General features: G+C 59.6%; 11 protein-coding genes and 1 tRNA gene. 6 read left to right on the top strand and 6 right to left on the bottom strand.

Annotation, left to right across the window (positions count from 1 at the left end):
* Positions 1 to 29: 29 nt before the first annotated feature.
* Entirely contained in the window at positions 30 to 923 is an 894-nt protein-coding gene (locus CR254_RS03205) for a peptidylprolyl isomerase (RefSeq protein ID WP_097928356.1), read from the bottom strand.
* Positions 924 to 1,176: 253 nt separating this feature from the next.
* Here CR254_RS03205 and secA point away from each other — a divergent pair, with 253 nt between their 5' ends.
* From secA to CR254_RS03185, 4 genes are all read left to right on the top strand, one after another.
* Positions 1,177 to 3,912: a preprotein translocase subunit SecA gene (gene secA, locus CR254_RS03200; RefSeq protein ID WP_097928355.1), complete on the top strand. Its 2,736-nt coding sequence runs from the start codon at positions 1,177 to 1,179 to the stop codon at positions 3,910 to 3,912.
* A gap of 87 nt (positions 3,913 to 3,999) precedes the next feature.
* Positions 4,000 to 4,905: a bestrophin family protein gene (locus CR254_RS03195; RefSeq protein ID WP_097928354.1), complete on the top strand. Its 906-nt coding sequence runs from the start codon at positions 4,000 to 4,002 to the stop codon at positions 4,903 to 4,905.
* A gap of 422 nt (positions 4,906 to 5,327) precedes the next feature.
* Positions 5,328 to 7,328, top strand: coding sequence for a hypothetical protein (locus CR254_RS03190; RefSeq protein WP_097928353.1), 2,001 nt, complete (start codon positions 5,328 to 5,330; stop codon positions 7,326 to 7,328).
* Between the two features lie 58 nt (positions 7,329 to 7,386).
* Positions 7,387 to 8,973, top strand: coding sequence for a substrate-binding domain-containing protein (locus tag CR254_RS03185; RefSeq protein WP_097928352.1), 1,587 nt, complete (start codon positions 7,387 to 7,389; stop codon positions 8,971 to 8,973).
* A gap of 68 nt (positions 8,974 to 9,041) precedes the next feature.
* Here CR254_RS03185 and radC read toward each other — a convergent pair whose 3' ends face one another.
* The 3 genes from radC to sfsA form a co-directional block, all read right to left on the bottom strand.
* The gene (gene radC, locus CR254_RS03180) at positions 9,042 to 9,740 is read right to left on the bottom strand and encodes a RadC family protein (protein WP_245851367.1); all 699 of its coding nucleotides are present in this window, start codon (positions 9,738 to 9,740) and stop codon (positions 9,042 to 9,044) included.
* A gap of 85 nt (positions 9,741 to 9,825) precedes the next feature.
* On the bottom strand, positions 9,826 to 10,650 hold the full coding sequence (gene map / locus CR254_RS03175) for a type I methionyl aminopeptidase (protein ID WP_245851366.1): 825 nt from the start codon (positions 10,648 to 10,650) through the stop codon (positions 9,826 to 9,828).
* Between the two features lie 43 nt (positions 10,651 to 10,693).
* Positions 10,694 to 11,401: a DNA/RNA nuclease SfsA gene (sfsA, locus tag CR254_RS03170; RefSeq protein ID WP_097928350.1), complete on the bottom strand. Its 708-nt coding sequence runs from the start codon at positions 11,399 to 11,401 to the stop codon at positions 10,694 to 10,696.
* A 33-nt stretch (positions 11,402 to 11,434) separates the two neighbouring features.
* Here sfsA and CR254_RS03165 point away from each other — a divergent pair, with 33 nt between their 5' ends.
* Together CR254_RS03165 and CR254_RS03160 are read left to right on the top strand one after the other, a co-directional pair.
* Complete coding sequence (locus CR254_RS03165) at positions 11,435 to 12,145, top strand: competence/damage-inducible protein A (RefSeq protein WP_097928349.1); 711 nt, start codon at positions 11,435 to 11,437, stop codon at positions 12,143 to 12,145.
* Positions 12,146 to 12,180: 35 nt separating this feature from the next.
* Positions 12,181 to 12,266 (top strand) — tRNA-Leu (locus CR254_RS03160).
* Between the two features lie 9 nt (positions 12,267 to 12,275).
* On the opposite strand, the gene CR254_RS03155 is transcribed toward CR254_RS03160, so the two are convergent.
* Entirely contained in the window at positions 12,276 to 13,157 is an 882-nt protein-coding gene (locus CR254_RS03155; RefSeq protein ID WP_097928348.1) for a VOC family protein, read from the bottom strand.
* Positions 13,154 to 13,885 (bottom strand): serine O-acetyltransferase, encoded by a 732-nt coding sequence (locus CR254_RS03150; RefSeq protein WP_097928347.1) that lies wholly within the window; start codon positions 13,883 to 13,885, stop codon positions 13,154 to 13,156. Before CR254_RS03150 ends, CR254_RS03155 begins: the two co-directional genes overlap by 4 nt.
* Positions 13,886 to 13,890: the final 5 nt, after the last annotated feature.

Here is a 13,890-nt window from a genome sequence, read left to right as displayed (position 1 = left end):
AAGCATTCCTTCGTCCGGGAGGATTGATGTTATTCGCCGTTCAGATCAAGCGTCGTCATCGATTCTGCGGGAACTTGCAGCTCCGGCATCTCGATTTCTGCGGCTTCACGCAGGGCGTCGATATGCGATTGCAGCGCGTCCTGGTTCAGCTGACCAACGATTTCGGGCTGAATCTGCTCCAGCGGGGGCAGCGGGCTGAGGCGGGTTTCGTTGACAACAATGACGTGCCAGCCGAACTGGGTCTCGACCGGTTCGGACACGGTGCCGACCTCTAGCGCCTGAACAGCCGCGTCGAATTCGGGAACCATCTGGCCCGGGCCGAACCAACCCAGCTCACCACCATTGGGTCCGGATGGGCCTGTGGAACGTTCTGCGGCCAGCGTTGCAAAATCGCCACCCTCGTTCAATGCCTCGATCACGGACAGGGCGTCCTCTTCGGTTTCGAGCAGAATGTGCGAGGCGTTATACTCGGACGTGCGGGTCATGCCCGCGGTCAGGGTTTCATAGGCCTCGGCGATTTTCTCGTCGGTGACTGCACCCTCGAGCACATCGGCGATTGTCTCGTTCGACAGGACGCCGCGACGCTCGTTATCCAGCTGCACGCGGACGCGGCGCAGATCCTCGGCGCCATTGTCAGCGGCCGCTGTAGCCAGCAATTGCTGGTCAATCAGCTGATCGACAAGGCCGGGGAACAGAACTTCGGCTGGCAAGGAGCGGTAGTTTTCGGGAAGCCGATCGCGGATTGCAACGACATGTGCAACGGTGATTTCAACACCGTTTACAGTCGCAACAACCGTGTCCAGATCGTACTCGGTCGCAACTGCCGGCGCGTCTTCGGCCGGGGCTGCGGTGTCCTGCGCAATGGCTGCACCCGCAAAGGCGAGGCTGATTGCGAACGCGCAGGGTGTCATCAACTTAATCATGTGTTCTCCGAACTGCTCGGTCGGGACCGTGACGGTCCTCTTGAAAATCGTGGTCGGCAACGGTTCAGCCCGCCGCCGGCAGCGTTGACAGCATCATGTGTGGCACTTACATCCTGAGACGCTGTGAATGGCCAGCCGCACCGCCGCCGCGCCAACCTAGATTGTCGATCGCGGTCGGGCAACCTCCCGCTTGGTATCAGTTTGGTGAGTGGTGATGAGCGTTTGGCCGCTGATCGAAACGCGAGGAATATCCATGCTGGGACTGGCAACGGTGGCGAAGAAGGTGTTCGGCACCGCCAATGACCGCAGGGTCAAGAGCGTTCGTTCGCTCGTCGAAAAAATCAATGCTCATGAGCCCGCAATGCAGGCGCTGGATGACGCTGCGCTAAAGGCAAAGACGCAGGAATTCGCCGAACGCTACAAGGGCGGCGAAAATCTGGACGCAATGCTGCCTGAGGCATTCGCGGCAATGCGCGAAGGTTCGGTGCGTGCGCTGGGCATGCGCCCCTTTGATGTGCAGCTGGTTGGTGGTATTTTCCTGCATCAGGGCAATATCTCCGAGATGAAGACCGGTGAGGGTAAAACCCTGATGGCGACGCTGCCGGTTTACCTCAACGCGATTACCCATCGCGGTGTGCATGTTGTGACCGTGAACGACTATCTGGCCCGCCGCGATGCGGAATGGATGGCCAAGCTGTATAACTGGATGGGTCTGACCGTCGGCATCGTTGTGCCGGGCATGGATGAACCTGCCAAGCAGAAGGCATATGCCTGCGACGTGGTCTACGCGACCAATAACGAGCTGGGCTTTGACTATCTGCGCGACAATATGAAAACCTCCGTGGATCAGATGGTTCAGCGTGAGCATTATTTCGCCATCGTGGATGAGGTCGATTCGATCCTGATCGATGAGGCCCGCACGCCGCTGATTATCTCCGGCCCGACCGAGGATCGCTCGGAGCTATATGTCACCCTCGATAAGTTCATCCCAGAGGTGGCCGAGGAACATTACGAGCTGGACGAAAAGGCCCGCACCGCTGTGCTGACCGAGGAAGGCAACGAGTTCCTTGAGGAAAAGCTGAAGGAAGCGGAGCTGATCGGCGCGGATAGCTCGCTCTATGATCCCGAATCGACCTCGGTTGTGCATCACGTCACACAGGCCCTGCGCGCGCATAAGCTGTTTGCCCGTGACAAGGATTACATCGTCAAAAACGATGAGGTCGTGCTGATCGACGAATTCACCGGTCGTATGATGACCGGCCGTCGTATGTCCGAGGGCCTGCATCAGGCGATCGAGGCGAAGGAGGGCGTGAAAATCCAGCCTGAAAACGTCACGCTGGCCTCTGTTACCTTCCAGAACTATTTCCGCCTGTACGAAAAGCTGGGCGGCATGACCGGTACCGCCATGACCGAGGCAGATGAATTTGCCGAGATTTATGGTCTGGGCGTCGTCGCAATCCCGACCAACCGCCCCGTGGCGCGTAAGGATTTCGACGATCAGGTTTACCGCACTGGACGTGAGAAATACGAGGCGATCACCAAGACGATCAAGGAAGCGCACGCCAAGGGCCAGCCGACCCTCGTGGGCACCACCTCGATTGAGAAATCCGAACTGCTCGCGAAATTGCTGACCGATGCAGGCGTGCCGCATAACGTGCTGAACGCCCGTTTTCATGAGCAAGAGGCCGCGATCATCGCACAGGCGGGCCGCTTTGGCGCGGTGACGATTGCGACAAACATGGCCGGACGCGGCACCGACATCAAACTGGGCGGCAACGCCGAGATGATGGCCGAGGTCGAGGCCGCCGAGCAGGGCATCACCGATCCGGAGGCAATCGCCGCGCTGGAGGCAAAACATGCCCTGACCGTTGAGGCCGAAAAGCAAAAGGTGCTTGAGGCAGGCGGTCTGTTCGTTCTGGCGACCGAGCGTCACGAATCCCGCCGCATCGACAACCAGCTGCGCGGTCGTTCGGGCCGTCAGGGTGATCCTGGGCGCACGAACTTCTACCTCAGCCTTGAGGATGACCTGATGCGGATATTCGGGTCCGACCGTCTGGATTCCATGCTGTCCAAACTGGGCATGGGCGAGGGCGAGGCCATCATTCACCCATGGGTGAACAAGGCGTTGGAGCGCGCACAGGGCAAGGTCGAGGGTCGCAACTTCGACATCCGCAAGAACTTGCTGAAATACGATGACGTTATGAACGATCAGCGTAAATCGATCTTTAGCCAGCGGCGCGAGATCATGGAGGCAAGCGACCTGTCCGAGACGATCACGGATATGCGTCATGAGGTTGTGGACAATCTGGTCACAGAATTCGTGCCCCCCCGCGCCTATGCCGATCAGTGGGACACCGAGGGGTTGACCGCGCAGGTCAAGGAAACCTTCGCCATGGATCTGCCCATCGTTGAATGGGCCGCCGAGGAGGGCGTCGATGACGACACCCTGCGTGAACGGATCACCGCCGAGGTGGACAAGGCAGCAGCAACCAAAGTGGCCAAGCATGGCCCAGAAACCATGCGATCGGTTGAAAAGCAGATACTGCTGCAAACCATCGACAAGGAATGGCGCGATCACTTGCTGACGCTGGACCACCTACGTTCGGTTGTCGGTTTCCGCGGCTATGCGCAGCGCGATCCGCTGAACGAGTTCAAGACCGAGGCGTTCGAGCTGTTCCGCAACTTGCTTGAGGGGCTGCGCTCGCAGGTCACGCGCCAGTTGTTCAACGTGCAAATCCTGACCGAGCAGGAGCGCGCCGAGATCATCGCAAAGATGCAGGCCTTGGCGATGGAGCAGCAAAATCAGGGACGTGCGGCGGCTGATGCCGCGCAGCCAAATCCGGCGCCGAACCCTGCGCCAAATCCGGGCGGCGTGCGGATTTCGCAGCGCGATCCACAGGATCCTACAACATGGGGCACCGTTTCGCGCAACGAGTTGTGCCCATGTGGGTCGGGCGAAAAGTACAAGCATTGCCACGGCAAGCTGTAACAGGCGATCCGATCTGATAGATTAGGTCGCATCAATGCGCCGTCCTAACGGGCGGCGCATTTTTCATGAGGGATAGGAGCAGGTCGTATGATTGTTCGGGAACAACCCTCCGCATTGCGTCTGTTCTTTGTGGTGCAGGGGTCGGTCGTGCCGCGCATCATCGGCAAGCTGCTGTTCATCAGCGTGATCGCGGTCGTCGTTTTGCTGGTGGATCAGTTTCTAATGCCGCTGCCGCATATCTCCTTTGCCGTGATGAGTGTGTTCGGCGTCGCGCTGTCGCTGATTCTGGGGTTCCGCAATAATGCCGCCTATGAGCGGTGGTGGGATGCGCGCAAGCTGTGGGGCGATATCATTGGTGAGGCACGACAACTGGGCCGCATCGCCACGATCTTTGTCATGCGCTCGCAGGATCGCGCCGATTTACTGAACCTGATCGTTGCCTTTACCCATCTGCACCGCGGATTTCTGCGCGGCGTCGATGCGGCCCCGCAGATTACCAGCTGGATTGGTGAGGAGACAGCACAGTCCATGCTCACCACACAAAACCCCGCCGATGCCGCCCTGCGTGCCGTTTCGGGCAAGGTTGGCGACCTGCATCGCGAGGGGCAGATTGACGGCTTCGGACAGGTTGCCTTTGCCAAGGCTTTGGCGATTTTGGGTCATGCGCAGGCGGGATGCGAACGGATCGTCACAACGCCGCTGCCGCTGGCCTATTCCCTGCTGGTGCGCCGCACGACCTATATCTATTGCCTGCTGCTGCCCTTTGCCCTGATCGAGAATACCGGCTGGCTGTCGCCCTTTTTCACGCTGGTCGTGGCCTATGTGTTTTTCGGATTGCAGGCCGTGACAAATGAGTTGGAACACCCGTTCGGGGATGTAAAAAACGGCCTGCCGCTGGATGCGATGTGTCGCACGGTTGAAATTTCCGTGGCGGAGGCAACGCAGAAAACGCCGCCACCACCGCTAATGCCGCGCAATCATCTGCTGACCTAGGTGCGCTGATATGCGGTTCATGCGGTTGTGATGCAGGCCGGTCACCCGCAGAGCTTCATGCGCTATATCGAGCCGCAGAACATGGACCGATCGAGATTTCGCGCGGCAAAATATCGTCCAGATATAGACGGCCTCACGACAGGAAACACGGAGTTTAGCTGGGATTGTCGGCCGAGCTGTGCCTAACTTTTGTCTGATTCTGAATTCTGTACTGAGCGCAAGTGGTAATTTTTTATGGTTACGCTGTGTCCAGTAGGGGCAAATGTGCCGCTTTCCGGCCACAATGGCCATCTATTGCATGTCGTCCGGACGTCAATCCAACAATCCCGACTTGGTGCATTGAAATTGAGTATCATTTGTCCGTTAATGGTCGAAACGGGGTTCGCCCTGTATCGCAAAGATGATTCGTGGGGGATCAACTTATGAAGGCCGATGACCGGCTCATGGTGATATTGACGGCTGTGGTCCTGGTGGTCGCAGTTGGAACCATGGCGCAACGTAGTGAATTCATCATGGCGGCTTTTGGGTCGGTGGATGAGTATGAGGCCGTCGATGACGCCTTTACCGTACGTGCAGGGCGGACGCAGCCTCTCGACGTTCTCTCGAATGACATCAACGCGCAGGAGGGCGATTCCGATCGCATCCTGATCGTTCAACAACCTGTTTGTGGCACCGCACGGCGCAGTGGCGGGCGTATCGACTATCTTAATAGCGATGCCTGTAGCGGCCGAATGGTGTTCACCTATTGCGTGATTCAGGGCGATACATGCCCCAGCGCGGAGGTCGTGCTGAACGTTTCCCTGCCTGAGGCAATGCCGGGTCGTGACGGTGCCGCGATTGCGGATGCCGGTTCCACCGGTTTCCCGACTCTGCGCGCGCCATCGCTGGCAACGCCTGACAGCAATGTCGGTATTGCGCCTGCGGATGCGACCGCCTCGATCCGTAACCGTGATATTCAGCCGGTTCAGATTGGTCGCCCAGCGGATAGCGCCGGTGTTGGCATCGCACCACAGCAAAGCGCCGCGATTTCCATTGGTGGCGCTGGCGTTTCCGGTGGCTTCGGAGCCTCTGCACCAAGCGTTGATAGCGGATTGCCCACTCTTAGCCGTGGTGATGCGCCGGAACGCGTGACGATTGCACGTGCGCCTACACCGCAGCTTGGCAGTGTTGGCCGTGATTTTGCATCGACGACCCCTCCGTCCAGCCCGCGCCCCTCCGGCTTGGCCTCGCCCTCCGCGCCATCCATGGCCGGTTTGCGCAGCCCGGGTGCTAGCGCACCCGCCCCACGGCCCGGTGTGCCTAGTCAGCCACAGGTTGCCGAGGTTGATACGGATAGCGGCGTGACATCGCAGCGCAGCGCCGGTCGTCTGACCCTGCGTTCTGTCACAACGATGTTCCGCCCTGTTGGCACATCTGCTGATGATACCTCGCCAACTGTGACTGCACAGGCCAGCGCGCGCCCACGGGTGAACCTGACGCCGGGCTTGCAAGGGTCCGCTGTCGTGACCGAGCGTGCGGCGCAGATCATTGTTCCTGTTGCAACGGAAACAACTTCCGTCCGCAGCGGCTCCTCACCACAGGCGCCATCCATGCCGGTTGAGCAATCCATCGCATCGCTGGGCGGCACGGCATCGCCACAGGCCCCGTCGATTGGGTCAACTGCGCCAGTTCGCTCCGCGTCACTGGGATCGGTTGAGCCACAATTGCCCGTTGTCGATGCGACACCGCAAATCGCAGTCCCTGCTGATGTTCAGTGTAACGCGAACCTAGTTTCGTCGTCGAAGCTGGGTGAGATGCTGGCGCTGACCGTAACGTCGGAATGCCGTCCGAACAGCTTGCTAACGCTCAGCTATTCCGGGCTCAGCTTTACCGCTGTAACGGGACCGTCCGGCTCGCTGCAAATCGACGTACCTGCCTTTGACGAGGATACGACGATCGTTGCTGAATTCCTCGACGGAACCACGGCGCAGTCGGAGATCACAGTGCGCGGGATCGACCGTGTCGCGCGTGTTGGCATCGCGTGGGAGGGGGAGGCGAATCTCGACCTTCACGCATTTGAATACACCGCGGCTGAGGGTTCGGAAGGCCACATCTGGGAGGGTAACGAGCGTAGTTACCGCGAATCCCGTCGTAATGGTGGTGGCTACCTGACACGTCTGGGCCTGCCCGGCGCCCGTCAGGTCGAGGTTTACACGCTGCCCGTGTCGCGTCGCACACAGGCAGGCGTTATTGACACACAGATTCGCTTTACGAATGATGCAGAACTCTGTGATGATCGGATTCAGGTGCTGTCACTTTATAATAACCAAACTCTGACATCAGATCAGCGTAGCGTTAGTATCGAAACAGCACAGTGTGGTACGGGTGGTGATGTGATCTCTATTGATTCAGCCGTACGGAGCATTTCCGTTGCCGGACGCTAATCGGCAGATAAAATAGGCGTCAACGCCGCAATACAAACTATGACGAGGGACGGGATACATGGATTCGATTAAGACGGCACGCGGCGGGTTAATCCGCGTCGGTTTTGCTGCAGCCATGGCGCTGACAGCTTTGCCAGCATTCGCGCAACAGGTAACCCTGCAGTCTTATGACGGCTCCATCACATTGCGCGGCAATCTTGTCGAGTTTGATGGCCAGAATTACCAAATTTCCACAGCGATCGGCGCGATCACCATCGATGCCTATCAGGTGACATGTGAGGGCGAGACCTGCCCCGATCCGTCGCTGCTGCGCTCCGAATTCCGCATCGCCGGGTCCGAGACAATCGGCGCCGATCTGATGCCCGCCCTGATCGAAGGATATTCCTTCGCGCTGGACGCGGATATCGCATCGAACCAGATCAATGCTGACGGCTCGCTTGGCCTCGCGATTGAGGATCTGAACGGTGGTCGCATCGCGGATATCGAGATTGCATCGCTGAATTCCGAGGGCGCATTCTCCGCGCTGCTCGACGGGTCCAGCACCATCGGCATGGCATCCCGCGCGGTCCGCCCGCGCGAGGCACAGGCATTTGATGCGGCCGATCTGGGCAACATCACTGACCCCTCGCAGGAACATATTCTGGCGCTGGACGGTATCTTGGTCGTGGTTGCCCGCAGCAACCCTGTCCACAACCTCTCGATTGAGGAAATGGCCGGCATCTTCTCGGGTGAGATCACGAACTGGTCGCAGGTTGGCGGCATCAACGCGCCAATCAACGTCTACACACGCGAGGATGGCGCCGGTACGCGCGCTGTTTTCCAGCAAAACGTTATGGATGTGATCGGTAGTGAGGTTAGCACCAACGCCGTGATCGTGGATGACAACTCCGACCTGTCCGACGCTGTTGCGGCTGACCCGTTCGGCATTGGCTTCACCGGTTACGCCAACCAGCGCAATGCGCAGGCTGTCGGGATCGAGGAAGTTTGTGGCATCGTGACACAGCCTTCGGTCTTTAACATCAAGGCGGAAGAATACCCGCTGGCCCGTCGTCTGTACCTGTACACAACCAATGCAGCGCTGCCCAACCACGCACGCAACCTGCTGGAATTTGTGAATTCGGATGAGGCTCAGGACATTATCGCTGATGCAGGCTTTATCGATCAGGGTATCTCCAGTGCATCGATGAGCGAGCAGGGCCTGCGCCTCGCCTCCGCTATGATCTCGGCTGAGGATGTTGGCCAGCTGACCGATGTTCGTGATTTCGCGACGCTGATGCTGAACGCGGAACGCCTGTCCACCACGTTGCGTTTCCAGCCGGGTTCCTCGCTGCTGGATGCCAAGGCACAGCGCGACGTTGTTCGCATTGCTGAGCTGCTGTCCAATGGCGGTTTCGACAACAAGGAAGTGCTGCTGGTTGGTTTCACCGACTCCATCGGCCGCCCCGATTTGAACCGTGCCCTGTCCGAGCGTCGCGCAGAGCAGGTGCTTGAGGCGATCCTCGACTCCGCGCCAAACGGCACGATTGCGGATGATCAGGTTACGGTTCTGGGCTTTGGTGAGATTTCGCCGGTTGGCTGTAACGAGACCTTCACAGGCCGTCAGGTAAACCGCCGCGTTGAAATCTGGGTCCGCGATCGCGTCTGATCCAATCGGATATGAGATTTGAAACCGGCGCCCCAGTGGCGCCGGTTTTGTTTTGGCCATCACCTAATTCAGATAAGCCCTTTTGCGCGAAAGCTTAGCTCCGACCCCTTGCCGATGATCAGATGGTCGTGAACCCTGATCGACAGGGGGGTTAATGCGGCAATGATGTTCTTGGTCATGGTGATGTCGGCCTGACTGGGCGTCGGATCACCGGACGGGTGGTTGTGTACCAAGATGATCGCGGTGGCGCTCAGCTCCAACGCACGGCGAGCGATTTCACGCGGATATACCGGCACATGATCGACGGTGCCACGTTGCTGCGCCTCATCCCCCAGCAGGCCATTGCGGCTGTCCAGGAAGAGGATATGGAATTGCTCCGTCTCACGATGGGCCATGACGGTGCGGCAATAATCCAGCAGGGCGTCCCAATTGCTCAACACATCACGGGCTTCAACGCGGGTCTGGGCCAGCCGATGGGCCGCAGCCTCCACGATCTTTAGCTCCTGCACGATGGCCGCGCCGACGCCTTGGAACTCGGTTAATTGGTGGGCAGATGCGGAGATCACAGCGTTAAAGCCGCCGAAATGGGCGATCAGCGCCTTAGCCAATGGCTTTACATCGCGACGAGGAATGGCGCGGAACAGCACCAGCTCCAGCAATTCGTAATCGGGCAGGGCCGCCGCGCCGCCCTGCATAAAGCGATCCCGCAGGCGCGCGCGATGGTTCACCTGATCAGGCCGCGCCGAGGGGGCGATCGGCTGCTGCATTTCTGCGAATCCGGGAAGGGGTAGGCGCGCGCTCATGCGATCAAACATGGCGCGCAATTGGTTAACCCAACCCTAACGAATGCGCCTATCGCGTGAATTGAGGCGCGTAAATATTGGCGGGCGACAGGGTGAAAATCTCGCACCCTTCCTCGGTCACGCCGATGGAATGTTCGTATTGCGCGGTCAGGGACCGGTCCTTGGTCACGGCGGTCCACTCATCGGCTAGGATCTTCGTCTCGGGCCGACCAAGGTTGATCATCGGCTCAATGGTAAAGAACATCCCCGGCTCCAATACCGGCCCGCTGCCCGCGCGCCCGTAATGCAGCACGTTGGGCGCGGAGTGGAATTGCCGCCCCAGTCCGTGCCCGCAGAAATCCCGCACAACGGAACAGCGCTGCGCCTCGGCAAAGCGTTGGATCGCGTGGCCGATATCTCCAAAGGTATTGCCCGGTTTGACCTGCGCAATGCCCTGCATCAGCGAATCGTGGGTGATCTGGATCAGGCGCTCCGCCTTGCGCGGAACACGACCGGCCCAATACATGCGGCTGTTATCGCCGTACCAACCATCGACAATCACGGTGACGTCGATGTTCAGGATGTCGCCCTCACGCAGGACCTTTGGCCCCGGAATGCCGTGGCAAACCACATGGTTGATAGAAATACAGGTTGCGTGCTGATAACCCTTATACCCGATGGTGGCAGAGGTCGCGCCAGCCGCCGTGATCTGGTCCAGAACAATCTGGTCCAGTTCCGCCGTGGTCACACCCGGCACAACATGCGGGCCGATATCGTCCAGGATTTCCGCTGCCAATCGCCCTGCTGCGCGCATTCCGGCAAAGCCATCTTCGGAGTGGATGTTGATTCCGTCGCGGTTCATGCGGATGGACGTTGCGGCGTCGGCTGAAGTCATGGTGCGGTCCTTGGGATTCGATACATTCCCCATATAGGGGCTTTCACGGCAGGATGACAGGTAGCGCACGGCCTAGCGTAATACCGTGCGCAGAAATACGGGTCGCCCGTGCGATCATTTGCACACCGGCCTGTGCCGCTTGGGTCACTTTCATAGCATAGACGGGGTCCAGATCAGCAGCAAAGCTAACGGCGTCGCAATCGGTTCTTTGCACGACATATAGCATCGTGGCGCGATGACCGTCGGCGACGACCTGTATCAACTCATCCAGATGTTTGGCGCCGCGGGCGGTCTTGCAGTCGGGAAATTCGGCCAGCGTGCCCGCACGGCGCAGGTTCACGTTTTTAACCTCTAGATACAGGTCGGACTGGTCAGGGTCGCTCAGCAGGAAATCAACGCGGCTGCGGGTGCCATAGGGAACTTCGGGGCGGATGGTGTCCCACTGGGTCAGCTCCGCAATCTGCCCGTCCTGCAATGCCTGCGCGACGAGGCGGTTCGGCAGGCTGGTATCAATGCCCGCAAATGCACCACCGCCCAGTTCCGTCAGCACCCACGACCACTGCAATTTTCGCTTTGGGTTGATGGAGGCTTGCAACCAAACAGCAGCACCTGCATCGGCCACACCGGTCATACGCCCCGGATTTGCGCAATGAACCACAACCTCGCGGCCATCGGGCAGGATGACATCCGCGAGGAAGCGTTTATATCTGCGCAACAGAATAGCGCGGATCAAAGGGGGATCGAACAACATCCCCCCGCGTAGCGCAGATCGAGGAGCCAGACCATGCCAACCGCCGCAATGATCGTTATCGGGGATGAAATCCTGTCGGGACGTACACAGGATGTGAACGTACAGGTGCTAGCACAGGCGCTCGGCGCGCGGGGCATCACCTTGGCCGAGGTGCGGGTCATCCCCGACGATGTGGCAACGATCGTGCGCACCGTGAATGAACTGCGAGGGCAGATGGACAACGTCTTTACCTCGGGCGGCATCGGCCCAACCCATGACGACATCACGGCGGATTGCATCGCGCAGGCATTTGATGTTGGCATTTCGATCCGCGACGATGCGCGCGCCATACTGGCCACGAACTACGCCGACCCCGAAAACGACCTGACCGATGCCCGTCTGCGCATGGCCCGCATTCCCGACGGCGCAACCCTGATCGACAATCCGATCAGCAAGGCCCCCGGCTTTACCATCGGCAATGTCCATGTCATGGCCGGAGTGCCCAAGATTTTCGCCGCCATGGTCGAAAGCATCATCCCCACCCTAACCGGCGGCGCCCCGATGCTGTCGGATGAGGTCCGCATCGAAAAGGGCGAGGGCACGCTGGCCGCGCCACTGGGCGAAATCGCGGCGCGGCACCCGCAAGTCTCCATCGGCTCGTATCCACGCGCAGTGGACGGGCGTTTCGTCGTAAACGTGGTGGCCCGCAGCACAGATGCCGATTTACTGGCCACAGTTATGGCCGAATTGCGCCAACTCGCTTGACGCTGGCGCGCAGGCACGGCACACAATCCATGCCTGCCCGCTTGGTGGAATTGGTAGACACATGAGACTTAAAATCTCCCGGCCATAGGCCGTGCCGGTTCGAGTCCGGCAGCGGGCACCAATTCACGTCTTACACCATCAAAAACCGTAATATTGTATTCGCGGTTAACTCCGGCTGGGTCAGGGCATAGCCGCCGTCGCAGGGCGTAAACGCTAGGCCGGATTGCTGTAGAAACCGATACATCTGCGCCGGATCGGGCATCGCTAGGTCCATAGCGGCGATGCAGGGTTGGTGCTCGTCGTGCAGGGCGTCAGGTATAGGGCCGATCTGGGTTTCGAACCCGCCGTCATTTAGTACGCGCAACACGCCGTTTGCGGTTTGAAACTGGAATCCTCCCTGCAATTCGTTCGCCTCGCCATACAGGCCGCTGAACCGTTTGCGCAATGCATCGTGGGTGTCGTCGTCGGCCAAAATGGTCACGCCGCAAATGCCGGTGACTTGGTTAGGGTGCTGTAGCCATTCGGGCACGTAGATCAGCTCGGGCCGATGCTGTTGGCACAGAAACAGGGACAGGCGAGGGAATTCAGCGTCAGGCATTAGCGCCAGCGTGGTTTTCGTGCGGCCTGTACTGCCATCGGGCAGGGTAACGTCACGGCCAAATTCCAGATGACCCGCAATGGTAAAGCCTACATCCTGCGCCCGCGCGGCATCCACGGCAGAGCCGGTGCTGTGCAGCGCGGACAATGCGACGCCCTCACGCTGTTGCAGATGGTCATAAACATGCCGACCAAACCGGAAATCACCTGCGGGAACCTGATCCAACAAGGTATCGTCAGAGATGCCCATAATCTCGATCAAGCAGCCGTTGAACATGGCGAGGCTGGTGCTGGTGCCCCACGGATGCTTTCCCACGGCGGTCATGTTGAACCCCAGCGCGATTAGCCGGGCGCGTAGGGCATCGATGTCATGAGTGGCCAGCAACGGGTGGTCGATACCAAAGGACGCGTTCATGCGGTGCCTCCATCCTGCGGAGCGTATGAAACCTGAGCCTGTCCGCGCAGCGTTGCCTTGGCACCGATGGCCAATGCGTTGTCGGGAATGTCCTGCACCACGATGGCCCCTGCGGCGACATTCGCCCCCGCGCCGATGGTGATGCCGCCCAACAGGATAGCCCCTGCGCCGATCACCGCGCCGCGCCTGATATGCGGGTGCCGCCGTGGCCCGCTATCGGTCAACGTGCTGCCCAGAGTGACGTTGTGCCAGATGGAGACATCATCCTCGATGATCGCGGTTTCGCCCAATACAAAGCCCAGCCCGTGATCCAGCCAAAAACCGGCTCCGAGCTGTGCAGCGGGGTGCATATCGGTGGAAAAGGCCCGCCCGAATGCCGCCTTGGCCGCGAGGGCCATGTTGGTATCCCCTTGCACCCATAGCCGATGCGCCACGCGATGCCCCATAACGGCCTGCACACCCCGTGCGAACAGCAACGCGGTGGGCGCGCCGCCCGGTTCGAAGTTCCGGCGGGCGGCCTCCGCTATGTCATGGCACGACATGGCAACCAGATCAGGATCGGCGGCATAGACATCGCGCACCAGCCGCCCGATGGCCGGATTGCTGCACAGATTGGCAAAGATCGCACCGGCCAGCTGCGCGAAATCCGCAAAGGGGCCAAGGTCGAGCACCGTTGCCAAATCCGGCGAGGTCTCCAGCATCGCCTGTACATCATCAACCAGCTTCATTTGGC

Origin of the sequence: Pontivivens marinum, assembly GCF_900231835.1 — a bacterium.
GTDB classification, from domain to species: domain Bacteria; phylum Pseudomonadota; class Alphaproteobacteria; order Rhodobacterales; family Rhodobacteraceae; genus Pontivivens; species Pontivivens marinum.
Note: the sequence above shows the minus strand (reverse complement) of the source record. Positions and strands in the feature narration are given on the sequence as shown.

What these genes read in the sequence shown, in the direction of transcription:
- CR254_RS03165 (WP_097928349.1), top strand. Translation starts at nt 11,435, where the DNA reads ATGCCAACCGCCGCAATGATCGTTATCGGGGATGAAATCCTGTCGGGA.
- CR254_RS03190 (WP_097928353.1), top strand. Translation starts at nt 5,328, where the DNA reads ATGAAGGCCGATGACCGGCTCATGGTGATATTGACGGCTGTGGTCCTG.
- CR254_RS03155 (WP_097928348.1), bottom strand. Translation starts at nt 13,157, where the DNA reads ATGAACGCGTCCTTTGGTATCGACCACCCGTTGCTGGCCACTCATGAC.
- radC (WP_245851367.1), bottom strand. Translation starts at nt 9,740, where the DNA reads ATGCAGCAGCCGATCGCCCCCTCGGCGCGGCCTGATCAGGTGAACCAT.
- CR254_RS03150 (WP_097928347.1), bottom strand. Translation starts at nt 13,885, where the DNA reads ATGAAGCTGGTTGATGATGTACAGGCGATGCTGGAGACCTCGCCGGAT.
- map (WP_245851366.1), bottom strand. Translation starts at nt 10,650, where the DNA reads ATGACTTCAGCCGACGCCGCAACGTCCATCCGCATGAACCGCGACGGA.
- sfsA (WP_097928350.1), bottom strand. Translation starts at nt 11,401, where the DNA reads ATGTTGTTCGATCCCCCTTTGATCCGCGCTATTCTGTTGCGCAGATAT.
- CR254_RS03195 (WP_097928354.1), top strand. Translation starts at nt 4,000, where the DNA reads ATGATTGTTCGGGAACAACCCTCCGCATTGCGTCTGTTCTTTGTGGTG.
- CR254_RS03185 (WP_097928352.1), top strand. Translation starts at nt 7,387, where the DNA reads ATGGATTCGATTAAGACGGCACGCGGCGGGTTAATCCGCGTCGGTTTT.
- secA (WP_097928355.1), top strand. Translation starts at nt 1,177, where the DNA reads ATGCTGGGACTGGCAACGGTGGCGAAGAAGGTGTTCGGCACCGCCAAT.
- CR254_RS03205 (WP_097928356.1), bottom strand. Translation starts at nt 923, where the DNA reads ATGATTAAGTTGATGACACCCTGCGCGTTCGCAATCAGCCTCGCCTTT.